Below are 22,542 nucleotides of genomic sequence, written 5' to 3'. Positions count from 1 at the left end.
CATGTCTAGCATTGACTCGATACCTAGCGCCGCTAGGTCCTGTCCTTGGGAGGGGACATGCAGAACGCACTGGCCGTCATCACGGTCGTCGTGGTCGGGCTGATGGGGGGCGTGGAGTTCGCGGTGGCGGTGTTCATCAACCCGATCCTCGACCGGCTCCCGAACGACGGAGGAGTCCACGCCCGCAGCGACGGCGCGCGCGTCCTCGGCCGGATCATGCCGTTCTGGTACATCGGCTCGGTCGTCCTCGGGTCGGTGTGGGCCGCGGTGGAGTGGGGTGGCCCCGGTGCCCCGCTCGTCGCCGCGGGCACAGCGCTGCTCGTACTGAGCGTGGTGATGTCGATCCTGCTGCTGGTGCCGATCAACAAGCGGGTGGCGACCTGGTCGCACGAGGGCGTGCCCACGGACTGGAAGCAGCAGGTAGGGCGGTGGGACCGGCTCCACTACCTGCGCGTGGGCATCATCGTGGGCGCCTTCGCGCTGTTCGCCGTCGCACTCGTCTGAACGCTTCGGGGACCTGGGCGCCGCCCGGGAAGCGGTGCTCGTACCGTCGGCACTGCCGGTACGAGGACCGCCTCCTGGCCCTCCCTGCCGCTACCCGTCGACGGTGACCCGGACGGCCTGCGCGCGGACCGCGTCGACCAGTTCCATCATGGCGACCGCGTCCTGCCGCCACCGGGCCTCCGCGGGGTCGGCCGCGGCGCCGCCGGTGGTCACGGCCGCGGCGAATCCGGCCAGGGACCGGTCCAGCTGGTCCGCCGCCGGGAGCGTGAACTTCTCGACGTGGTCCTGTTCCTCCAGCACCAACTCCGGCCGGTACCCGGCCGGCGGGGTGAACGCCCGGTCCACGGCGACCTTCGCCCCCGCGCCCCACAGGGAGTAGCACGAGCCGTAGGCGTGCTCGAAGCCGAACTCGACGCTCGCCAGCACACCGGACGGTGACACCAACAGCGCCTGGCCCGACAGATCCAGCCCGTCGGACCGCCGCACCCGCGCCGTGGCGCCCGCCACCCGCAGCCCGGGACCCAGCAGCATCGCGGCGGCCCGCAGCGGATACACCCCCGCGTCCAGCAGCGCACCGCCGCCGAGTTCGGGCACGTACCGGATGTCCTTCTCGGGCAGCGGCGGGAAGCAGAACGCGCCGTGGAACGCGCGCAGCCCCCCGAGCCGCCCCTCGGCGATCAGCGCCGCGACCGCGTCGTGCTGCGGATGGTGCAGGAACATGAAGTTCTCCCGCAGCACCAGGTCACGGTCCTCGGCCAGCGCCACCACGGTGCGGGCCTCGGCCGCGGTCGTGGCGATCGGCTTCTCGACCAGGACGTGCTTGCCCGCGTGCAGCGCCCGGGCCGCCCACTCGCCGTGCAGCGACGGCGGCAGGGAGATGTAGACGGCGTCGATGTCCTCGCGCTCCAGGAGCCCTTCCATGGTGGCCGCGGCGCAGCCGAACCGGTCGGCGAACCGCTGGGCGCGCTCCGGGCTGCGGCCGGCCACCGCGACGAGTGCGGTCTGCGGGCAGCCGGTCATCGCCGGGAGCACCCGCCGCCCCCCGAAGGACGAGGTACCCAGCGCGCCGAAGCGCACCGGACCCGCGCCGCCGGAGTCGGGGGCCGGCCCGGCGGGCGCGGACAGCTGCTGTGGGTGAGTGGTGCGCTGAGCTGGCACGGAGTCATCCAATGGAGGTCCTCGGGGGCTGAGGCGGGACGTCTGCCCCACCCCGGTGATCGGGGGGCGGCCCTGCGGCCACGGAACGCCGGCCCTGCCGTGACAGGCGGGCCCGGGGGGGGAGTCAGCCCCAGGTCACCGGCAGTTCGAAAACGCCGTAGTGAATCGCGGTCTCCCGCAGCGGCACTTGCTCCGCGGGCACCGCGAGCCGCAGATCCGGGAAGCGGTCGAACAGCTTCTGGAAGCCGATGCGCAGCGACGCCCTCGCGAGGTGCTGGCCGAGGCACTGGTGGATCCCGAAGCCGAACGCCAGATGCCGGCGCGAGGGGCGGTCGATGTCGAACTCGTCGGCGTTCTCGAAGTACCGCGGATCACGGTTGGCCGAGGGCAGCGAGAGCACCACCGTCTGCCCGGCCTTGATGGTCCGGCCGCCGATCTCGACATCCTCCAGCGCCACCCGGCTCGCCCCGAAGTGGGAGATCGTCAGATAGCGCAGCAGTTCCTCGACGGTGTTCTCCATCAGTTCCGGCCGCTCCCGCACCTTCGCCAGCTGCTCGGGGTGCTCCAGCAGCGCGAAGGTGCCCAGCGCGAACATGTTGGGAGTGGTGTCGAGTGCCCCGCCGATCGCGATCCAGGCGATGTTGAACATCTCCTGTTCGGTCAGCTCGCCGGTCGCGATGAGCTGCCCGAGCAAGTCGTCCCCCGGCTCACCCGCGAAGCGCTCGGCCATCATCCGCTCGAGCGTCGCGTTCAGCTCGGTGTTGTGATGGACGAACTCCTCGAGCGAGTACTCGATCCGCATGATGACCGAGAAGTGCTCCGCCAGGGCCATCAGATCGCTCTCCGACACCCCCATGATGGAGCAGGTCGACCTGGCGGGGATCTTCTCCGCGAAGACCTTCAGCAGGTCCACCGGAGGCTCCATCGCGGCCATCTCGTCGAGCACCCCGTCGATGATCCGCTCCAGCGTGGGCTCGTACTGCTGGATCTTGCGCACGGTGAAGAACCCGGTCAGCAGCCGCCGGTAGCGGGTGTGATCGGGAGCGTCCATCCGCACGAAGTTGCCCGGCGCGGACGGCTCGGGGGCGTACTCCTCGACGGGGAAGGGCGGCGAGTGCACCAGCGCCAGCAGCTCGCTGCGGTGGCTGAAGCGGGAGTCGGTCATGATCTGGCGGATGTGCTCATGCCGGGTGATCAGCCAGCCGTCCTTCTCGCGCGGCGACAGCTCGAAGGCCACCGGGCTGATCGGGTCCTCCTCGCGCAGCTGCGCGTACTCGGCTGCCGGATCGAAAGGGCAGGTGCGCTTGTACGGGATCACCGGCGCTTTCGGCTCGTAAACCATGACTCCTCCGTTGCTGTTGGTGGCCACTGGGGCGCCGCGCTCGGAGCCCGTGTGCGGCGAGCGGCCGCACCGGGTACGACGGGCGGTCGTCGCAGACCGAAGACAGTGGTCCGGTTCGGGAAGCGGGACAGCTCGCTGCCGTGCACCACGGGGCGGGCGGCGGCCGGTCGAGCGTGCCGTCGAGGGCAGGTCCGCACTACGTGATGCGCGGGCGGCGCCCCGGGGCCGTGGTGGATCCCATGGCGACTCCCCTTTCGGTGTGGGCCGAGCCCGATGACAGCCACAGCCCAGCACGGACCGGTCACAGGGAGCCAGTCCGGTGGGGGAACTCTAGGGAATTGCCAGTCAGGGACGGCGGGCGCGAGGGCACCATGAGAGTGCCACCCAGGCGGGTTCTGCGGGCGCTTCCACGCAACCCTGGAGGGGAGCATCCCATGCAGGGCCGCACGGCCACGACGAGGCGCCGTACGGCCCGTGTCGGCCCTCACGCGATCCCGCCCTACTGCGGAGGATTCCCGTGCTTGCGCGGCGGCAGCTCGGCCTGCTTGGTCCGCAGCATCGCAAAGGAACGGATCAGCACCGCCCGCGTCTCGCCCGGGTCGATGACATCGTCCACCAGACCGCGTTCGGCGGCGTAATACGGGTGCATCAGCTCGGACTTGTACTCCTTGACCATCCGGGACCGCATCGCCTCGGGATCGTCGGCTTCCGCGATCTCCTTGCGGAAGATGACATTGGCGGCACCCTCGGCACCCATCACCGCGATCTCGTTCGTAGGCCAGGCATAGGACAGATCCGCGCCCACGGAGCGGGAGTCCATGACGATGTAGGCACCGCCGTAGGCCTTCCGCAGGATCAGCTGGATCCGGGGAACGGTGGCATTGCAGTACGCGTACAGCAGCTTGGCCCCGTGGCGGATGATGCCGCCGTGCTCCTGACCGACTCCGGGCAGGAACCCGGGCACGTCCAGCAGCGTCAGCAACGGGATGTTGAACGCGTCGCAGTGCTGGACGAAGCGGGCCGCCTTTTCCGAGGCGTGGACGTCCAGCACACCGGCGAGCGACCGGGGCTGGTTCGCGACGACGCCGACGACCTCCCCGCCGAGCCGGGCCAGCGCACACACCACGTTCGTCGCCCAGCGCTCCTGGACCTCCAGGAACTCGCCGTGGTCGGCGATCTCCTCGATGACCTCACAGACGTCGTACGGCTTCTTGCCGTCCGCCGGGACCAGGTCCAGCAGGCGGTCGCAGCGGCGGCCGGCCGGGTCGGTGGTGGGCTCGGCGGGCGGCCGCTCCCGGTTGTTGGCGGGCAGCAGCGACAGCAGATAGCGCACATCGTCGAGGCAGGTGGGCTCGTCGTCGTAGGCGAAGTGGGCGACACCGGAGATCTCGGAGTGCACATCGGCGCCGCCGAGCCCGTTCTGGGTGATCTTCTCGCCGGTCACGGCCCGGACGACATCGGGGCCGGTGATGAACATCTGGGAGGTGTCACGCACCATGAAGACGAAGTCCGTGAGGGCGGGGGAGTAGGCGGCGCCGCCCGCGCACGGGCCGAGCATCACCGAGATCTGGGGGATGACGCCCGAGGCGCGCGTGTTGCGGTGGAAGATGCCGCCGTAGCCGGCCAGCGCGACGACGCCCTCCTGGATGCGGGCACCGGCGCCGTCGTTGAGGGAGACGAGCGGGGCGCCGGCCGCGAGCGCCATGTCCATGATTTTGTGGATCTTGGCGGCATGGGACTCACCCAGCGCGCCGCCGAAGATCCGGAAGTCGTGGGCGTAGACGAACACCGTCCGGCCGTGCACCCGCCCCCAACCGGTAACCACCCCGTCGGTGTACGGCCGGCGGGCCTCCAGACCGAACCCGCTGGCACGGTGCCGGCGCAATGGCTCGACCTCGGTGAAGGAACCCTCGTCCAGCAACAGCGCGATCCGCTCACGAGCGGTCAGCTTGCCCTTGTCGTGCTGCACCCGCGTCGCGCGCTCCCCGGGCCCGACCCGAGCCTGCTCGTGCAGGGCGTGGAGTTCGGCCACCCGCCCCCGGGCATCGTGCGGCACACGCTCGGCGGGGCTCTTCTCGCGGTAGGTCATCGGCAGCCAATCCACCTCTCCACATCGGCGCTTCCACGTATGTCCCCGGGCGTACCTACGGGTTCCGCGGCCGTGCGGCGGGTGACGGCACCGAGGCCGGACCGCAGAATTCCAGCGTGCCGTCCCGTCTCCAGCGGCCGAGCCGGCCCGAGGCCAGCACCGGCGCGGTGTCCTCGGCCAGGCAGGCCCCGTCGGCGCTGCGGATGCTTCCGTAGGGCAACGCGGGCCCCGTGGCATGGACTTCACCGGTCTGTCCGCTCGGCAAGGGGCTGCCGGCCGGGTCCACCACCTGCACATGGACGCCGGGCACCGGGCGGCTCGCCCCCGGATGCTCCGGCCAGGGGTTGTCGGGGCTGAATTCCCGGACCGTCCACGGCAGGGTGCCGTCCGCGGCGGCGAACTCCACCCACAGCGGCGCCCGGGGCAGCACCTCGAAATGCCGGTCGATCACCGTGCGCGGGCAGGCACCGCCGATCAGCACGGTCAGCCGAGGGGACACCGGGTGGGAGGCCAGGGAAGGGGGCTGCAGCAGCCGCGCGTACTCCTCCGGGCCGAAGACCGCGGCGGCCCTGCGCTTGGGCGCCGGCGAACAGGTGAAACCGCCGTAGCGGGACGGCACATGGAGCGTGCCCCCGCAGGCGAACGCCCACCACATCGCGGGCAGTGTCGTGGGGCGGACGGGAGGATGGTGGACGATCACCCCGTCGTGCGCACTGCCGGCCCGGCGGATCCTGGCGGACAGTGCCAGCTGCCATGCGCGGTGGTCGCTCAGATAGCCGCCGACCCCCTGGCAGTCGGTGTCGGAGACCAGCAGATAGGCGGCCTCGGTGTGCCCGGAGCGCGGCAGCGCGGGGTCCGGCGGCTGGGCGGCGATCTTTGTCCAGGTGGCCGGGTCGTCCAGCACCCACGACATACAGCGGTAGCTCCACACCGGTCGCGTCGCGGTGCTGCACAGCACCGTCCGGGCTCCGCTGACCTCGGTGATCCGGTCGAGCCGCGCACCGCGGGAGGCCGCGGGGACGGGCACGCACACCCCACCGGCCTTCAGCACCGCGAGCTGGCCCACGACCGCCTGCCGGTGGTCACCGCAGTGGACGATCACCGGGTCACCCAGCTGCACCCCGCCGCGCACCAGCGCCGACGCCAGCTGCCCGGCCCGCGCTTCGGCCTCTCCGTAGGACAGATGGTGCTGCCCTTCCTGGACGGCTCTGGCCATCGGGAACCTGCGGGCGATGCTGCTGAACATGCCGTCCAGGGTCAGCGGCAGGGTCTGCGGCAGCCGCCGCCGGTACGGCCGGGGCTCCACCTGCCCGGGCCTGCTGACGTCGGACAGTGTCTGCTGAGCGACCACTTCGTCCCCCTTTCGTGCCGGCAACCACAAAAGAACGTCCGAGTGACGTGCACGCCGCATTCCCGGCGTGCAGTCGTGGCTCGAACCGGCGCCCTGCCCGTACAGCGGAGGCCGGGAAAGGAGCTTCCGTCGGCCGCGGCACCACCGGACGGGCCGGCGCAGCCCCGGCCACACCGCCTTCCGCACCTCGCGGCAGCGGCGACCCCATCAGCAGCAGCCACTCCCACCAGGCGAACCATCGGCCGATCGCCAGCTTCGCCGCACGTTTTGCCTGCGGACAAGGCCGTTTGCGGGGAACTAGGAGAATTGCTGGTTGTCCGGGGGCGGCGGGGGAGGGGCGACGGGCGACCATCGATCAGTGACCTCGACCGCCAGGGCTAGGGTGACGCCAGGGATGTCGGACAACGCTGAGGACCCTCATGGTCGATGACACGCACTCCTCATCGGACCGCGCCGCCGCGTCCTCGCCCTTCTCCTCTGCGCCCTCATCCTTCTCCGCCGCCTACGACGCCGTACTGGCCGCATGGCCCGTCCCCGTCGAGCCGGTGGACGTCCCCACGGACCACGGCACCACCCGCGTCAACGTCTGCGGGCCCGCGGACGCGCCGCCCCTCGTGCTCCTGCCGGGCGGCGGTACGACGTCCACCGTCTGGTGGGCCAACGCCGCCGAACTGGCCGCCACCCACCGGGTGTACGCCCCCGACATCCTCGGCGATGCCGGCCACAGCCCCGCCGACGGCCCACGGCCCCTGCGGACATTCGCCGACCTCATGGACTGGCTCGACACACTCCTGTCCCACTTCGGCATCGACGCGGCCGACATGTGCGGCTACTCGTACGGCGCGCGGATCGCCCTCGGCTACGCCCTGCACGCCCGGCACCGCGTGCGCCGCCTCGCCCTCATCGACCCCAACAACTGCTTCGCCGGTATGAAACCCGGCTACCTCCTGCATGTGCTGCCCCTCCTCATCCGCCCCACCACCGCGCGCGCCCGCGCCCACCTCGCATGGGAGGCGGACGGTCTGCCGCTCGACGCGACCTGGCTGGAGCTGTACGCACGGGGCGCGGCCCGTACGCCACGCCCGAAGGTCGTCATGGCCCGCCGTCCACCCGCCGCCCTGCTGCGCGACCTCACCGTGCCCACGCTCGTGCTCCTGGCCGGGCAGAGCAAGGTGCACGACATCGCGCGTGTGCGGGCCGGGGCGGAGCGACTGCTGCCCGATGTCGAGTGCGCGGTCATCGACGGTGCCTCGCACCACGGCCTCCCGGTGGCGAACGCGGAGGAGGTCAACCGCCGGCTCCGGGCGTTCTTCGCGGGCTGCAAGCCGCGGTAGCGACGCCCGGCCGGCAGCCGCACGCCGCCACCGCCCACGTCAGCTCACGTCAGCTCACGTCAGACCCGCGAGACGACCGCTCGGCCGAGGTGCCGGCCGAAGAACCGGACCGCGCTGTCGGCCTCGAACCTCGGCAGCTCCTTGTGCGTGCCCGCGTTGGCGTGCAACGTCTTCTCCGTCGAGGCGAAGGCGTCGAACAGCGCGAGACCGGCCTCGCGCGGGATGTGCTCGTCGTCCCACTGGAGCACGAACTCGACCGGGATGGTGATCTGCTTCGCCGTCCCGGCCAGGCAATCGGGCCAGTGGAGACCGAAGACCGCGGCGGTGATCCTGGGCTCGACCGCCGTCAGCGGCACACCGATCGCGGTGGCCATGTTGAGACCGAAGTAGCCGACCGGCCCGACGGCGCCGAGCTCCGGACGTTCCTGGAGGGCGTCCAGGGTCGCCTGCCACTCGGGAACGGCCCGCTCCGCCAGGTGGGCGTTGTAACGGACGACGATCGGGCCTTCCGGCTCGCCCGCCGCCCTGGCCCGGTACAGCGCGGCGATCTCCTGCTCGTCGTGCGCGGTGCGCGGTCGGTCGCCGTGACCGGGCGCGTCGAGGACGGCGACATGGAAGCCGCAGCCGGTCACGAGGCGCTGTGCCCGGCCGACCATCGACGGATGCTTCTTGTGAGTGCCGCCGCCGTGGCCCATCAGGACCAGGGGCGCGCGATCGGCGCCGGAGGCCGGCGACCAGAGAACTCCGGGGACCTCGCCCACGGTGAAGTCGCGCTCGACCACACCGTTCGACGACGACTCGGCGGTGAACTGCAGGGAGTACATAGGCTGTTGCCTTTCGGGAGTGCCTTGTTGCCGAGGCGCTCCCGATGACACCTACGTCAATCGCCCGACCGTGACGACGAGGGGGAGCACCCACACGAATGCAGCGTTCATGGGTCTCACCTCCTCGGGCGGTATCACGGTCAACGGCAAGCTACAGCCCGAGCATCACCCCGCCCCACCCATTTTTCCGCGCCCCCGAACGACCCGGAAGCTCACCTGCACGCCGTAGAGCATCCAATAAGGCCCAACTAGCCTTCTGCATCGGCCAGTTGTTCCCGTGTTCACGGGATGCGGTGACCTCACTCATGCGCGGCATCGGTGTTCCGCCACTGTCCACTCCGGTTCCGACCAGCACACCGTCGCGGCCGCGTACCTGCAAAGCGGTGGCAGCCACCGCCAGTTCCGCGCATGCGGTCACCACGGCGGAGTCACGCGGTGCACGAGGTGGGCTCCCTAGGGACATGACGCTGCTCGGGCCGCCGGTGGTCTCGGCGTCGGCGGCCCGGGTCGGGGCGGGCCTGAGTGGTCCCGTCAGGACGTCGATTGTGGACTGCTCCCCGCACTGCGCACTGCGCACGGTGGCGCGGGGCAAGGCGTCGGATGGGCGCCGCGACGCCGTCAGCGCCGGGCTTCGGCCTCAAACCCGATCCATCCGGAGCCCCGTGCATTCACGCCGAGTTCCGGCCGTGCGGGGTCTCACGGTTTCGGCCGCGCCGGAAGAAGATCTGCGGCCGGGAACGGACCGCTTCGCGGAATATCCGGTTCCGCGGAGAAGTGCGCCGGGGCATGAGCACGATCGCCGCCGTTGAATCCTGCACCTTCGCCCAGGTGTTGTCTCGTTCGTTGCTTGATTCGCCGGTGCAACTTGATGATCCGTTCGTCCCTGCCAGCATGTGGCGGCGCGGGCCGACCTTCGGCCCGCCGGCTTCCAGCCCTCTGCGGCCCGGCCCCGGAGGGGGAGCCGAGACGAACAGAGGAGTGGACCATGTCGCGTCCCACCCGACGCCAGATGCTGTACGGCAGCGCCGCGGCCCTGACCGGAGCGGCGCTCGCCGCACCGGTCGCCTTTGCCGGCACCGCTGCCGCCCGTCCCGCCGAGGGCCACGGGCACTCAGCGGGAGACGGACACCCGGCGCACGACGGGCACTCCGGTGGCCATGACATGCCGGAGCCCTTCGACGAGATGTACCAGGGCCGCCACATAGAGGGCTGGCCGGCAGACGACGAAGGTGCAAAGAAGGGAAGCGCACAGAAGGCAAAGGCCCGGAACGGAGGTCACCGGAGCAGCGGAAGCCACGCGGAGCACCCCGCGGGCCACGCCGGCCCGCACGACGGCATGGACTTCGTCGTCCGCATCGACAACGAAGACCTCCATGTGATGCGGAACGCGGACGGCACCTGGATCAGCCTGGTGAACCACTACCAGACGTTCACCACGCCACAAGCCTTGGCGCGCGCCGCCGTGCGTGAACTTCAGGGCGCCGACCTGGTGCCCGTCGTCACCGGCTGAGGCCCGCCCCTGACCGTCCCCCCACCGAGGAGTCCTCGACATGGCAGTCCGGAAGAACCAGGCGGATCTCACCGCTACCGAAAAGCGGAACTTCGTCGACGCGGTGCTGGAGCTCAAGCGCAGCGGCCGTTACGACGAGTTCATCAGTACCCACAACGCCTTCATCATCGGTGACACCGACGAGGGAGAGCGCACCGGCCACCGTTCGCCGTCATTCCTGCCCTGGCACCGCAGGTTCCTGCTCCAGTTCGAGCAGGCCCTGCAGAGCATCACGCCGTCGGTCATGCTGCCCTACTGGGACTGGACCGCGGACCGCTCACCCAGCAGCTCCCTGTGGGGCGACGACTTCCTCGGCGGTGACGGGCGGAGCGGCGACGGCCGGGTGACCTCGGGACCGTTCGCCTTCGGCAGCGGGAAGTGGCCGATGAACATACGGGTGGACGGCCGGACGTTCCTGCGCCGCTCCCTCGGCACCGGAGTCCGCGAACTGCCGACCCGGGCCGAGGTCGACCGGGTGCTCGCCATGAGTGTCTACGACGCCGCGCCCTGGAACAGCTCCTCCGACGGCTTCCGCAACAACGTCGAGGGCTGGCGCGGCCCGAACCTGCACAACCGGGTGCACGTCTGGGTCGGTGGCCAGATGACCACCGGCGCCTCACCCAACGACCCGGTCTTCTGGCTGCACCACTGCTTCATCGACAAGCTCTGGGCCGACTGGCGGCGGATGCACCCCACCTCGGGCTATCTGCCGACCGGCGACACACCCGACGTCGTCGACCTCCACGACACCATGAAGCCGTGGAACGACATCACGCCGGCGGACCTGCTGGACCACACCAAGTTCTACACCTATGCGTGACAGGTTCATGACATAGGCGCCGCGGGCACGGCCACCACCCACCGCGGTGTGTGGCCGTGCCGGTGGGGGAGGCACGGACGGACCCTCAGTTTCCGCGGCCCCGCCAATCGGGCGGGCCTGTGGGACGGCCCCGCCCGGTGTGCGGGCCGAGGATCCTGCCGGCCCGCACACTGAGGGCCTTGGAGGAGGCAGGAGACACCGTGGATGCGCCCAGCCCGCAAGGGGCCCCGAACCCGTCCGCCGGCGCCGGTGGCGGCGCCCCGTACGGAGTCATCGGCATCGCGCTCGCCGCCGTACTGACGGCCGCCCTCGCCCAGGGCGCCTGGGGATGGTTCTCCACATACATCGGCGTGACGCTGCTCGCCGTGATTTTCTCCTTCTACCGGCTGCCGGCATGGGAGCCTGGCCTCCGGTCCGACTACGCGCGGAATCTGATGGCCTATGCGCTGATCGTGGGCCTGTGCGTGGCGATCATGGTGGCCCCCATGATGCAGCGCTGGGAGTGGCTGTTCCCGATGCCGGGCACCCGTGAAGGGTGTGTGCGGGTGGGCGCATACGAGAGCAGCCGTGTGACATCGGCGAACCCGGCCGGCGACCACCGGGCCGCATCGGCTTACGCGCACATCCAGCGGCATACCGACGTGGCGGACTGCCTGGCAGCCACGACAACCCGGTGGCTGCCCGTGTACGGGGCCGGCGCGGCCGTACTGGTGTGCCTGGCTGCCTGGTCCATCGGCCGCGCCCGGGCAAAGCGGAAGCCGCCCACACACCCTCCAAGCCCTGGTCGCCATTCCTGAGCTTCTGGTGTGACATCTGCGCTTGTCAGCCGATGTGTCGGTGCGTGCTGATCCCGGCCATGCTCAAGGCCGAGCGGGTCCGCTCCGGTGCGTCACGTGCGTACGTGCTCCAGGCCCTCGACGGCGGCCAGGCGCTCGATCAGGGCACGCATCTTGCCCCCCTCCACCGCTCTGCGGGACTCCGCTCCGGGTGACGTGCGCTTCACCGCTACGCCGGGTGTGTTTCAGCTAGGGTGGGGCCTGGAGGTGATCCTGTGGCCAACGAGCAGGACAAGCTGTTTGCCTCGGTCGATGCGCTGCTGGACCACGTGGCGGACCAGGACGCTCTGCCGGATCCGGCAGAGCGACGACGGCTGCGTGAGGCGGGGGGCCTGAGCCAGGATCAGGTGGCGCGTGCGTTGTCGGTACGGCGGGAGACGGTGACGAGCTGGGAGGTCGGCAGGACCGAGCCGCGGCCGCCTAAACGCGCCGCGTACGCCCGGCTCCTGGAGGGCCTCGCCGCCCGCTACCCCGTAGAGCCCAGCACGGCCGGCCTCCCCGCGCCAACGGTGCCGTACGCCTCCGCACCGACCACGCCGCAGACCGCCATCCCCGAACCGACCGGCTTCCCCGCTCCGGCGCAGGTGCCGGCCCCGGCGTACCCGGCCGCCCCGGCACAGACACCGTCCCAAGCCGGCGCCGCTACAGCCCCCCGCCCGGCCGACCCCACCGTGCCACCGCCCACGTCACAGCACCCACCCGCGAAGAACGCTCAACCAAAGAACTTCCCGTCAAAGCACTCCCCGTCAAAGAACTCGCCCCGCAAGAACTCGCCCCCCATGAAGGCCCCGTCGAAGAAGCCGGCCGACGCTCCGTCCGAGACCGACCCCCGCTTCGTCAACGGGCCGCTGGGGGTGCTGGACGACGACGGGTCGCTGTACTGCGTCGGCGGCCTGGTCCTCGACTGCCCGGCCAAGACCCTCCCGGCGCTGGTCGCATGGACGCTGACCGAGGCGAAGCTCGGCGCACCGCGGCTGCACCGCTCCGGCAAGGACTCCGACCCGCTGATCGTGCTGACCGCTGCTGCCGCCGAACTCCTCGGCCTACCGGCCGAGTTGGAGGATCGACGCGGACTGCGCCTGCCCGACGATCACCCCGTGATCAAGCAACTGGCGCGCGCGGAATGGCAGCTGACCCGGCGCGGCTTCGGTCCCTGGGCACGCGTCTACCGCCCCACGGAGGGCGGCAGGCGCCAGTGCGTGCAGCTGGCCGTCCTGCCCTGGGGCGCACTCGATGCGCGTTCCTGGGGTGCCACGGGACAGCTGCCGCCGGCCGACGTCGCCGCGGTCCTCGGGTCCTACGCCCAGCGCGTCATCACACCGCGCGGTTCGACCGCCGTATGCGGCCTGGAGCTGATGACCGCGCTGCGCCCGCCGACCCGCGCCGTCAGGAACGAGTCCGGATCCTGGGTGTCCGGCCCGATGCCGGGTGCGCTGACGGAAGCGGTGGATCCGGCGCCGCCCGAGGCCCCGATGGAACACCCCGTCGTCGCCGCCCGCTACCCCCGTTTCCACGAGCGCACCCCCGACCAGGTCGTCGACGAAGAGGCCTACGACTGGTTCCGCCCACTCACCGACGAGGAGTGCACCGCGGGCTATACCCACGCGGTCGGCCTGGATGTGAACATGGCGTTCGCCGCGGCCGCCAACCGCCTCGTCGTCGGCCTCGGCCCCGCCACACAGGAGAAGTACCCCGACTTCGACCCGAAGCTGCCCGGCTCGTGGCTCGTGGACCTCTCCCACCTCGACCTCGACCCCCGCCTCCCGTCCCCGTTCACCCCCAAGGGCGTCCGCCCGGACGGGCCGGCCTGGTACTCGACCTCCACCGTCGCCTACGCCGTGGAACTCGGTGCCCGGGTACAGCCGACGGAGGCGTACGTCCGCCACGACAGCGGCGCCTACCTCGACCCCTGGTACACCAGGCTGCGCGACGCCTATATGGCCACCATGGCCGACCTCGGCGTCACCACCGGCATGACCGACGAGGACTTCCTCGCCGCGATGGTGCACCACAAGGACGCCGATCCGGGCCGGGCCGCGGTCCTTTCCGCCATCAAGTCCAGCGTCAAGGGCGGCATCGGCAAGCTCCGCGAACGCCCGCAGAGCGCGAGGCACAAGCACGGTGAGCGCTGGCCGGCTCTGGAACGCCCGACGTGGAGCCCGCACATCCGGGCGGAGCTGATCGGCAAGGCCCGCACCAACATGCATCGCAAGATGACGAAGCTCGCCGCCTCCGGCCTGTTCCCCGTGGCGGTGCTGTCCGACTGCGCCGTGTACCTCTCCCGCGGCCCGTCGCCGCTCGACTTCCTCCCGTACACCCCGGAAGGCAAGCCGGTGCCGGGCGGGTTCCGCCTCGGGGTGTCCCCTGGCATGGTCAAGCACGAGGGCACCCAGGACTTCCTGTGGCTGGCGTCGATGATCGAGGACGAGCAGCTCAATCCCGCCCGGCACATCAAGGGCACCGACGCCGCCGCCGACGGAGAGTAGACCAGCGCGATGGGCATCATCCAGGACAGCCTCGACAAGGCAGCGGAACACACCACCACCCGCCCCATCCCGAAGTCGGGGCCTGCGCAGATGCGGTTCCTGGTCAAGGCGGAGAAGGGCTCCACCAGGGCTGTTGCCGAGCTGCTCGGCATCTCGCAGCGTACGGTCGAGCGCTACCTCAAGGCGCAACTCAAGCGGCCCCGCAAGGACCTCGCCGCACGCATGGAGCAAGAGGTCCGCAAGCGGTGGCAGCCACGGGTCCGCGAGCGGGCGAAGAAGCGGGCGGCGACCACCGACGGCATCGTCATCGAGACCCGGGCCCGCTTCGGCTTCACCGCCGCCCCCGGCTCCACCGACGACGGCCGGATCCGCCTCATCACCCAGGCCCTGCCCCCCGCTTATGCGGCCCGGCTGTTCGACGCACAGGCCGCCGGCGCCGCCGAGCAGGAACTGCAGAACATCGCCGCCGAGGGCCTCCAGGAGATCTACTTCAAGGACCGCGGCCGCCGCGCCGACGGCCTCCTGGTCGAGTTCACCGACATCGACTACGTGGAACTCGACTACTAGAGCGTGCCTTTCGGATCACCCCTGGGCCGCGGCTGTCTTAGCGCTTCATCTGGCGAGTGAGCAGTTCATCCGGCAGGGCTGAGCGCTCCAGTCGGCGAGCTGAGCACTGCGGCTGGTGAGCGAGTTGATCTCTGTTGGGCGACGGTGCCTGCCTCGTTGCAGAGCGGGTGCATAGGATCGCAGACATGGCACTGCGACCTGTTCAGGTGAACATCAAGGCTCTGGATGACTCGGCAGTCGGCCGGTTCTGGGCGGAGGCGCTCGACTGGAGTGTTTCCAGCGAGGGACCCGGCGTGACCAACGTGGAACCCGGCGGCGGCTTCGTCTGGCCGGACCCGGTCGCCGTCTGCATCGACGTCGTTGCCGTCCCGGAACCCAAGACAGCAACAAAGAACCGGGTGCACCTCGATCTCGCCACCACCTCTGCGGCCCATCAGGCGGAGTTGGTCGCGCGCCTGAAGGCTCTCGGTGCGACGCCCGCCGACGTGGGCCAGGGCGATGTACCGTGGACGGTCCTTGCCGACCCGGAGGGCAACGAGTTCTGCGTGCTGGAGCCTCGGGAGATCTACCGGGACACCGGGCCGATCGCCGCGGTGGTGGTCGACTGCATGGATCCGCAGGCCATGGCCCGGTTCTGGGGTGAGGCGATGGACTGGACCCTGCACGAGGTGACTGACGGCCACGCGGTGTTGCGCTCCGCCAAGAGCGTCGGCCCGTATCTCGAGTTCCTCCGCATGCCCGACGGGAAGACCGTGCCAGACCGCGTCCATATGGATCTGCTGCCGTACCCCGGTGATGACAGAGCAGCGGAGGTGAGCCGGCTGCGGGCCCTCGGCGCCACCGACCTCGACCTCGGCCAGGGCGACGTGCCGTGGACGGTCCTTGCCGACCCGGAGGGCCACGAGTTCTGCATCCTCGGCCCGTCCTGACGCGGAGCCTTGACGACACCAACTCGCCCACTGAAGCGCTAAGTGGTCGGCTCCGTAAATCCTTCGGGGGTTGACTCCGGAACCTGTGTCGTGCGTGGTGCCAGGGCAGGTGCTGCCGTGGGAACGGGGGTTGTGACGGTTCTTGTGAGCCATCGCCGCATTTCAGAGGGGCACCCGCGCTGTTCTGCCAGCGGCGAACCCCGGCCCGACCGGACGCGACGATCGCTACGGTCCAGTCTCATGACGACTATTACCACGCGCACGGTCCAGTACCCGGCCGACGGTCTGACGATGATCGGGCACCTCGCGCTCCCGGCCGGTGCCGACCGCCGGCCCGCGGTGCTGCTCGGACCAGAGGGCACGGGGCTCAGCGACGTCGAGCGACACCGAGCCGATGCCCTGGCTGAGCTGGGATATGTGGCGCTGGCCTTCGACCTCCACGGCGGGCGCTATTTGGGCAACCCCGAGGAGATGCTGGCCCGTTGCATGCCGCTACTCGCCGACCCCGACCGGATGCGAGGCATCGGCCACGCGGCGCTCGACGTGTTGCGCGCCGAACCGCGGACCGACCCCGACCGGATCGCCGCCGTCGGCTACGGCACCGGGGGCGCCATCGGGCTGGAACTCGGGCGCGACGGAGTCAACCTGCGCGCGATCGGGACAGTCAACGCGACTATCACGGGCCGACCGGGCGAGGCAGCGCGCATTCGCTGCCCGGTGTGGGCCGGGGTCGGCTCGGAAGACCCGATCATGTCCGCTGAGCAACGGGACGCGTTCACCGCCGAGATGCAGGCCGCGGACGTCGACTGGCGCCTCGTGGTCTACGGCGGCGCCTTGCACGCCTTCCACCACCCGCCGGTCGGCCATCCCGTGCGCCCCGGCGTCGGCTACCACCCACGGCACGCGCAGCGAGCCTGGCGCGATGTCGTCGACCTGCTCGCCGAGTGCCTGCCCGTGACGGAGTGATCTGGTCAGTCCAAGCTCGGGCGCCCGCTGACCGCCGCGACGCCTGGGCTCCACTGCCACGGCGGGCGGGGAAGGCTGCGGCTTGCCAGTGATCCACTTCCGCCGATCGGCTCGCCCGCCATGCCCCTCCGCACTGCCTGTCCGATAGCCCCGAGTGCCGCCGAACGCGCGCGGCTGAAGACGATGGCCTACGGTCACAAGGCCGAGCACCGGCTGCGGGTGCGTGCACAGGTGGTGCTGCACGCCGCGCGCGGACGCTCCAACGCGCGTATCGCCCAGGAGACGGGGCTGCACCTGGACACCGTGCGCCGCTGGCGTGGCCGGTTCGCCGAACAGGGCTTGCCCGGACTCAAAGACCGTCAGCGCTGCGGCGGCCCGACGGTGTTCACGCCGCTGCAGGTTGCCGAGGTCCGCCGCCCGGCTGGCGGCGGCGTTCCCCAACGCCGTCATGGTCCGCACACCCGTCCATGCCTCCTGGCTGAACCAGGCGGAGATCTACTTCTCCGTCGTCCAGCGCAAGGTCGTCCACCCCAACGACTTCACCGACCTCGCTCAGGTCAGGGACCGGCTCCGAGCCTTCGAAGACCGCTACAACGCCACAGCACGGCCGTTCCAGTGGAAGTTCACCACCTCCGACCTGGACGATCTACTGGCCAGGCTCGACCGGCACACCGCCGATCACCAGGAAGAAGCCTCTGTCGGACGGGCAACGTGATCAACCCCCGAAGGATTTACGGAGCCGACCACTAAGTCACAGCGGCGCCTGGCACCGCACCTCGCGGCGTGGTCGCTTTCGCTTCACCCGAGTACGCCCAGTAGGCATCGAGCGGCGGCACCATCTGCTGACGTGGCGCGCATGGTAGGCGGCGAGGCCGTGCTCTCAGGGTCTTAGGGGCAACCCGAGGTAGCCGTTCGGCCCCTCGGGCTGCCCTGACGCCTCTGGTGCGGGTATCGCCGGCCCTGTATCCAGAGGGAGCCGCATTCCGCCGTCAGATGAGGACCACGTGCACGACCGCCACAGGACGAGGACGACCGGCGCCGATACGAGCCGAGCGCCGGCCCGGCAGGCCGCCGCCGGACCACGGGCGGCTCCGTCAGGCCTCGCGGCTCTGCAGGCGGTTGCCGGAAACGACGCCGTGGTGCAGATGCTGCGCCAGGCCGGACACCTGTCCGCGGAGCAGCACCAGCACGGTGCCGGCTGCGGGCACCAGCAGCCCGAGGTGCAGCGCTCTGCCGTCCATGACGTGCTCCGTGCCCCCGGACGTCCTCTGGACGAGACCACCCGTACCGACATGGAGACCCGGCTCGGCGCAGACTTCTCCGACGTGCGGATCCACAGCGACGCGGCGGCCCGGTCCTCCGCGGCCGAGGTGGGCGCACGGGCGTACACCTCGGGCAGCCACGTCGTCATCGGGGAGGGCGGCGCGGACCGGCACACCCTGGCCCATGAGCTCGTGCATGTGATCCAGCAGCGCCGAGGCCCCGTCGCCGGGACCGACAACGGGGACAGTCTGAAGGTCTCGGACCCCGCCGACCGGTTCGAACGGGAGGCCGAGGCCACCGCGCAGCGCGTCATGGCGGGGCACGCGGCCGGGACGCACGACTCCGGTTCCGGTTCCGCAGCGCGTGCGGCGGCCGGCGGACCGGCCGCCGTGCAGCGGACCGTCAAGGTCACTCCCGGTATGTACCTGCGGGGAGTGGACGCCACCGAGCAGACACTCACCGCGCCCCAGCTCCTGCGGTATCTGGCAATCGCCGTGCAGGACGAGGTCAGCCGCGCCCAGAAGCTCAACCCCGAGGGCACGTTCGAGGCGGAACTCAGAGAGATCAAGCGGGGACTCAAGTCCGCCACCCCCGATGTGCCGGGGGCCCTCCGGCTGACCACCATGCTCGTCGGCGCGGTGAACACCTTCCTGGAGGACCAGCAGACCTACGCCTCCGACCACAATCCGCCGGACCACCCGGAGGGGCCAGGCGCCATGGTTCCGGTGCCGAACGCGGACACCCGGTACGCGACGCAGCCGAGCACCGAGGAAACCGGCTACTACCACTCGTCCCTCTCCGGGAAGACGGAGCCGTACTGGGGAAACGACGACACGATGCGGGAGAAGACCGGCCGGTCGCTCGGCCCGGTCGTCGCCGGGGGAGCCCAGCAGGAGCAGCCGAGGCTCCAGAGCCATGCACGGGGTGGGGCGAACCTGCCACTGACGCGGCTCACGCTGAAGCAGGCCGTCGACATGCTGCCGCGCCCGCTGCTCAACCTCATCTTCGACGTGCGCTACCAGTTGGAGACACCGGACGCGGGACAGCAGCAACCGGTGATCGACGAGCGGACCGAAGCGCAGAAAGCGGTCCGCGACAAGAGCCCCAACCAGCCCGGGACGCTGCGCAGTTGGCACCAGGACGACTACGGCAGACTGCCCGACAACCAGTTCGCCCCCGACGCCGTCCCCGCACACGCCCAGGGGCTGCACGCCCACTACACCGCTCACTCGCAGTCCGGCGCGGGCTCCTCGGTCCAGAACGCGGCCACGGCACCCCGCGGCTTCGCCGAGTACACCGGCACGGGAAGCGACTGGGAGCACAACGTCAAGGTGGTGCTGGACTACATCAACAAGCGCGTCTACCTCACCCTGACGCACTACCAGTACTGGGCGCTGATCCCTCCCGAGCACAACGGCAAGCCGTACACGTTCTGGCAGGGTCCGGGCCAGGACCTGCAATCCGCCCAGGCAGAGCTGGACCAGCAGCCGCGCGGCACGTCCGGAACCATGATGAGCCCCTGGCTGGAGATCGTCTTGTCCTGATCCGGGCGCGGGTCAGCAGGGACCCTGAGCAGCCGCAAGACGCGACCACCACGCCCACCGCCCTGGCCGGCTGGCCCCCGCGCACCTGCGCCCGCTGCTCGCCGCGCACCAGACGTTCGCCACGTCGGCGAAGCAGCCACCGGGCTCGGTCAGGGCACCGCCGATGCTGAGGTAACACTGCTCGACCTGCGCGGCGAGGTCGCCATCACGCGTCGCAGGGCCCCGACCGGATACCGAGTTCAGTGAACGGAGAGCCCGCCGTCGACGAAGAGCGCCTGACCGGTGACGTACGCGGAGGCGCGGCTCGCCAGGAACACCGCCGCCCCGGCGAAGTCCTCGGCCAGTCCATTGCGTCCGATCATCGTGCGCGCCGCCAGTACCTTGACGGTCTCGGGGTCGGACCACAACGGCTTGTTGAGCGGCGTCATCACAAACCCGGGCACCAGCGTGTTGCAGGTGACCCCGTACGGCGACCACGCCTCGGCCTGCGAACGGGCCAGCGACTCCAACGCGCCCTTGGACACACCGTAGGCGCCGCTCTGGACGAACGCGCGATGTGCCTGCTGAGAGGTGATGTGGATGATGCGGCCGAAGCCCCGTTCGGCCATACCGGGCCCGAATCGCTGTCCCAGCAGGTGCGGCGCTTCGAGGTTCACCGCCATCGTGGTGTCCCAGACCTCGTCGTCCAGTTCCCCCATCGGCGGCCGCAGATTGACCCCGGCAGAGTTGACCAGGATGTCCGGCTCACCGAACACCTCAGCCGCTTCCTCCGCCGCAGCGCGCACGCCGTCGCGGGTACCGAGGTCCGCGCTCACCCAGGCCGCACGGCAGCCCTGAGCCGTCAACTCATCGACTGTGCTGGTCAGTTCGGCCTTGCGCCGTGCTATGACCACCACGCTCGCCCCGGCGCGCGCGAGGGCTTCGGTGATGCCCCGGCCGATGCCGGAACTACCGCCGGTCACCACAGCCACCCGGCCGTCCAACGAGAACAATGCGGAGAGGTACGCCTGCGAAGTCATGCCTGCACCTTAATACCCCGGCGGCAGATCGTGATCTTGCTGGTGACGCTCCTGTCGGCGGGGGAGCCGGACCCTTCCCGCGGACCGTTGCCGGGCCCGTCGCCCCTGGCGCCCCGTCGTGTCCGTCCCGGCCATGAACCCGACTCCGTCCCCACCATGAATCCGACTCCGTACCCGCCACGAATCCGACTCGGAGCCGCCCACGAACTCGGCTCCCGTCCGGCCGAAATCCGAGACCCCGGACCCGGCGGCACATCCTGCGAGACAGTGACCGGAATATACCTGGAATCAGCCTCCCCACAGCTGACTACCGGTTCGGGCCTCCCGCCCTCGGATACTGTGATCACGCGCATCCCCATGGCGCATTCCCCCTGCCCCACCAACGCAACGGAGTCCGGATTCCATGGTTTCGCGTGGCGGAAATCGATGACCCCGACCGACCTTTGCTTCCTGGACGCCACCGATCTGGCGGCCCGCATCCGGACGCGCGAAGTGTCCCCGCTGGAGGTCGTCCAGGCGCACCTCGACCGCATCGACGAGATCAATCCGGGCCTCAACGCCGTGGTGACGGTGATCGCCGAACAGGCCCTCGACGCTGCCAAGTCCGCACAGGAGGCGGTCCTGGGCGGTGAGCCGCTCGGACCCCTGCACGGCGTCCCGTTCACCATCAAGGACTCGCTCGATTCGGCCGGTGTCCGGACCATGCGCGGCTCGCACCTCTTCGCCGGACACGTCCCGGACCGGGACGCGACCTCGGTGGCCCGCTTCAAGGCGGCCGGCGCGATCCCGATCGGGAAGACCAACCTGCCGGAGTTCTCCTACTGGACGGAGAGCGACAACCTCGTCTCCGGCCGCTCCCTCAACCCGTGGGACCCGGAACGGACCCCCGGCGGGTCGAGCGGTGGGGAATCGGCAGCCATTGCCGCCGGACTCTCGCCGATCGGCCTCGGCAGCGACGTCGCGATCTCGATGCGCGGACCGGCCCACTACACCGGCATCGTCGCCCTCAAGGCGACCCACGGTCGGATCCCGTTCACCGGCCACTGGCCGGACGTCCTGCGCCGCTACTGGCACGTGGGCCCGATGGCCCGCACCGTCCGCGACATCGCCACGGCCTACTCGGTACTCGCCGGCCCCGACGGGCTGGACGGCTACGCCGTGGACGCCCCGGACGCTGCCCCCGTCACCCCGGCCTCGGCCGGCACCGGGGGAGACCCGGCCCCGGGGGACGGCCTGCGGATCGGATGGCTGGTGCAGCCCGGCTTCGGGCCGGTGGACCCCGCGGTGTCGGCGACCGTGGCCGCCGCCGCGAAGGCACTGGGTGAGAGCGGCTGCCGAGTGGCCGAAGTGCGCCTGCCGGAACTGGAGGCCTGCGACTGCACGGCGCTGAGCGCGCAACTCTTCCTGCCGGAAATCCTTCCGTACTTCAAGGAGCACACCGCGGGCCGCGAGGACGAACTGCACGCGGTGCTCGCGCACACGCTGACGCTGCCGGACGTCCCGCTCGGCGACTATGTGACGGCGCAGCGCACCGTCGAAGACCTGAAGTCGGCATTCGCGGCGTACTTCGCACACTACGACGCACTGCTCTGCCCCGTGGTGACCATGCCCGCGCCCCCGCACGGCCGGAGGGAGTACGTCGTCGACGGGGTGACCGTCCCCGCCTGGAACGTCATGCGTGCCACGGTCCCGTTCAACCTGACCGGCCTGCCGGCGCTCTCCGTGCCCTTCGGCGCAAGCCCCGAGGGACTGCCGATCGGTGTGCAACTGGTGACGAAGTGGAACGCCGAGGACACCCTGCTCCGGCTTGGCAGCCTGCTGGAGTCCGTGAGTCCGGTCCGGGAACGGCGCCCGGCGCTCCGAAATCACCACGACACTCCTGCGTAGCGGGACGCCGCCGGCCCGGTAGGGGTCGGCGGCCACCCGGTGACCTGCACCGCACCCTGCGCAAGGTCTTGTCT

The 22,542-nt window shown here is 70.6% G+C and carries 19 protein-coding genes and 2 pseudogenes; 13 read left to right on the top strand and 8 right to left on the bottom strand.

Going from position 1 to position 22,542, the window contains the following annotated elements; all coding sequences use genetic code 11:
* The first annotated feature begins 57 nt into the window (after window positions 1–57).
* Window positions 58–504, top strand: a complete 447-nt coding sequence (locus tag OIU81_RS00405; RefSeq protein WP_329141872.1) for a DUF1772 domain-containing protein — start codon at window positions 58–60, stop codon at window positions 502–504.
* Between the two features lie 90 nt (window positions 505–594).
* Here the strand turns inward: OIU81_RS00405 and OIU81_RS00400 are convergent, their stop codons facing one another.
* The 4 genes from OIU81_RS00400 to OIU81_RS00385 all read right to left on the bottom strand — a co-directional run bounded on the left by OIU81_RS00400 (window position 595) and on the right by OIU81_RS00385 (window position 6,444).
* Window positions 595–1,662 carry a Gfo/Idh/MocA family protein gene (locus tag OIU81_RS00400; protein ID WP_329141870.1) on the bottom strand — a complete coding sequence of 356 codons (1,068 nt, stop codon included), beginning with the start codon at window positions 1,660–1,662 and terminating at the stop codon, window positions 595–597.
* 124 nt (window positions 1,663–1,786) lie between these two features.
* On the bottom strand, window positions 1,787–3,004 hold the full coding sequence (locus OIU81_RS00395) for a cytochrome P450 (protein WP_329141868.1): 1,218 nt from the start codon (window positions 3,002–3,004) through the stop codon (window positions 1,787–1,789).
* 499 nt (window positions 3,005–3,503) lie between these two features.
* On the bottom strand, window positions 3,504–5,093 hold the full coding sequence (locus tag OIU81_RS00390) for an acyl-CoA carboxylase subunit beta (protein ID WP_329141866.1): 1,590 nt from the start codon (window positions 5,091–5,093) through the stop codon (window positions 3,504–3,506).
* A 55-nt stretch (window positions 5,094–5,148) separates the two neighbouring features.
* Window positions 5,149–6,444: a class I adenylate-forming enzyme family protein gene (locus tag OIU81_RS00385; protein ID WP_329141863.1), complete on the bottom strand. Its 1,296-nt coding sequence runs from the start codon at window positions 6,442–6,444 to the stop codon at window positions 5,149–5,151.
* Window positions 6,445–6,863: 419 nt separating this feature from the next.
* Between OIU81_RS00385 and OIU81_RS00380 the strand changes: the two genes are divergently transcribed.
* A complete protein-coding gene (locus OIU81_RS00380) occupies window positions 6,864–7,778 on the top strand; it encodes an alpha/beta fold hydrolase (protein WP_329141861.1) in 915 nt (304 codons plus the stop codon).
* Window positions 7,779–7,837: 59 nt separating this feature from the next.
* Here OIU81_RS00380 and OIU81_RS00375 read toward each other — a convergent pair whose 3' ends face one another.
* Window positions 7,838–8,602, bottom strand: coding sequence for an alpha/beta hydrolase (locus OIU81_RS00375; RefSeq protein ID WP_329141859.1), 765 nt, complete (start codon window positions 8,600–8,602; stop codon window positions 7,838–7,840).
* A 985-nt stretch (window positions 8,603–9,587) separates the two neighbouring features.
* Between OIU81_RS00375 and melC1 the strand changes: the two genes are divergently transcribed.
* From melC1 to OIU81_RS00330, 9 genes and pseudogenes are all read left to right on the top strand, one after another.
* On the top strand, window positions 9,588–10,112 hold the full coding sequence (gene melC1, locus OIU81_RS00370; RefSeq protein WP_329141857.1) for an apotyrosinase chaperone MelC1: 525 nt from the start codon (window positions 9,588–9,590) through the stop codon (window positions 10,110–10,112).
* A gap of 40 nt (window positions 10,113–10,152) precedes the next feature.
* On the top strand, window positions 10,153–10,971 hold the full coding sequence (gene melC2 / locus OIU81_RS00365) for a tyrosinase MelC2 (RefSeq protein WP_329141855.1): 819 nt from the start codon (window positions 10,153–10,155) through the stop codon (window positions 10,969–10,971).
* A gap of 200 nt (window positions 10,972–11,171) precedes the next feature.
* Entirely contained in the window at window positions 11,172–11,768 is a 597-nt protein-coding gene (locus tag OIU81_RS00360; protein ID WP_329141853.1) for a hypothetical protein, read from the top strand.
* A gap of 254 nt (window positions 11,769–12,022) precedes the next feature.
* Window positions 12,023–14,293 carry a telomere-associated protein Tap gene (tap, locus tag OIU81_RS00355; protein WP_329141851.1) on the top strand — a complete coding sequence of 757 codons (2,271 nt, stop codon included), beginning with the start codon at window positions 12,023–12,025 and terminating at the stop codon, window positions 14,291–14,293.
* A gap of 9 nt (window positions 14,294–14,302) precedes the next feature.
* The gene (gene tpg, locus OIU81_RS00350) at window positions 14,303–14,860 is read left to right on the top strand and encodes a telomere-protecting terminal protein Tpg (RefSeq protein ID WP_329141849.1); all 558 of its coding nucleotides are present in this window, start codon (window positions 14,303–14,305) and stop codon (window positions 14,858–14,860) included.
* Window positions 14,861–15,045: 185 nt separating this feature from the next.
* Window positions 15,046–15,789: a VOC family protein gene (locus OIU81_RS00345; protein ID WP_329141848.1), complete on the top strand. Its 744-nt coding sequence runs from the start codon at window positions 15,046–15,048 to the stop codon at window positions 15,787–15,789.
* A 240-nt stretch (window positions 15,790–16,029) separates the two neighbouring features.
* Window positions 16,030–16,755, top strand: a complete 726-nt coding sequence (locus OIU81_RS00340; RefSeq protein ID WP_329141847.1) for a dienelactone hydrolase family protein — start codon at window positions 16,030–16,032, stop codon at window positions 16,753–16,755.
* 120 nt (window positions 16,756–16,875) lie between these two features.
* Window positions 16,876–17,121, top strand: a pseudogene (locus OIU81_RS00335) (helix-turn-helix domain-containing protein); the annotation flags it as partial.
* Between the two features lie 34 nt (window positions 17,122–17,155).
* Entirely contained in the window at window positions 17,156–17,470 is a 315-nt protein-coding gene (locus tag OIU81_RS00330) for a hypothetical protein (RefSeq protein ID WP_329155609.1), read from the top strand.
* A 379-nt stretch (window positions 17,471–17,849) separates the two neighbouring features.
* Here OIU81_RS00330 and OIU81_RS00325 read toward each other — a convergent pair whose 3' ends face one another.
* Complete coding sequence (locus OIU81_RS00325) at window positions 17,850–17,996, bottom strand: hypothetical protein (RefSeq protein ID WP_329141844.1); 147 nt, start codon at window positions 17,994–17,996, stop codon at window positions 17,850–17,852.
* Between the two features lie 3 nt (window positions 17,997–17,999).
* Between OIU81_RS00325 and OIU81_RS00320 the strand changes: the two genes are divergently transcribed.
* The gene (locus OIU81_RS00320; RefSeq protein WP_329141842.1) at window positions 18,000–19,562 is read left to right on the top strand and encodes an eCIS core domain-containing protein; all 1,563 of its coding nucleotides are present in this window, start codon (window positions 18,000–18,002) and stop codon (window positions 19,560–19,562) included.
* A gap of 111 nt (window positions 19,563–19,673) precedes the next feature.
* Here OIU81_RS00320 and OIU81_RS00315 read toward each other — a convergent pair.
* A pseudogene (locus OIU81_RS00315) lies at window positions 19,674–19,769 on the bottom strand (RidA family protein); the annotation flags it as partial.
* 32 nt (window positions 19,770–19,801) lie between these two features.
* Entirely contained in the window at window positions 19,802–20,581 is a 780-nt protein-coding gene (locus tag OIU81_RS00310) for an SDR family NAD(P)-dependent oxidoreductase (RefSeq protein WP_329141840.1), read from the bottom strand.
* Between the two features lie 426 nt (window positions 20,582–21,007).
* Between OIU81_RS00310 and OIU81_RS00305 the strand changes: the two genes are divergently transcribed.
* Window positions 21,008–22,468: an amidase gene (locus OIU81_RS00305; protein WP_329141838.1), complete on the top strand. Its 1,461-nt coding sequence runs from the start codon at window positions 21,008–21,010 to the stop codon at window positions 22,466–22,468.
* Window positions 22,469–22,542 lie beyond the last annotated feature (74 nt).

This window comes from Streptomyces sp. NBC_01454, from assembly GCF_036227565.1.
Taxonomy (GTDB): Bacteria; Actinomycetota; Actinomycetes; order Streptomycetales; family Streptomycetaceae; genus Streptomyces.
This window is presented reverse-complemented; position numbering and strand designations above follow the sequence as displayed.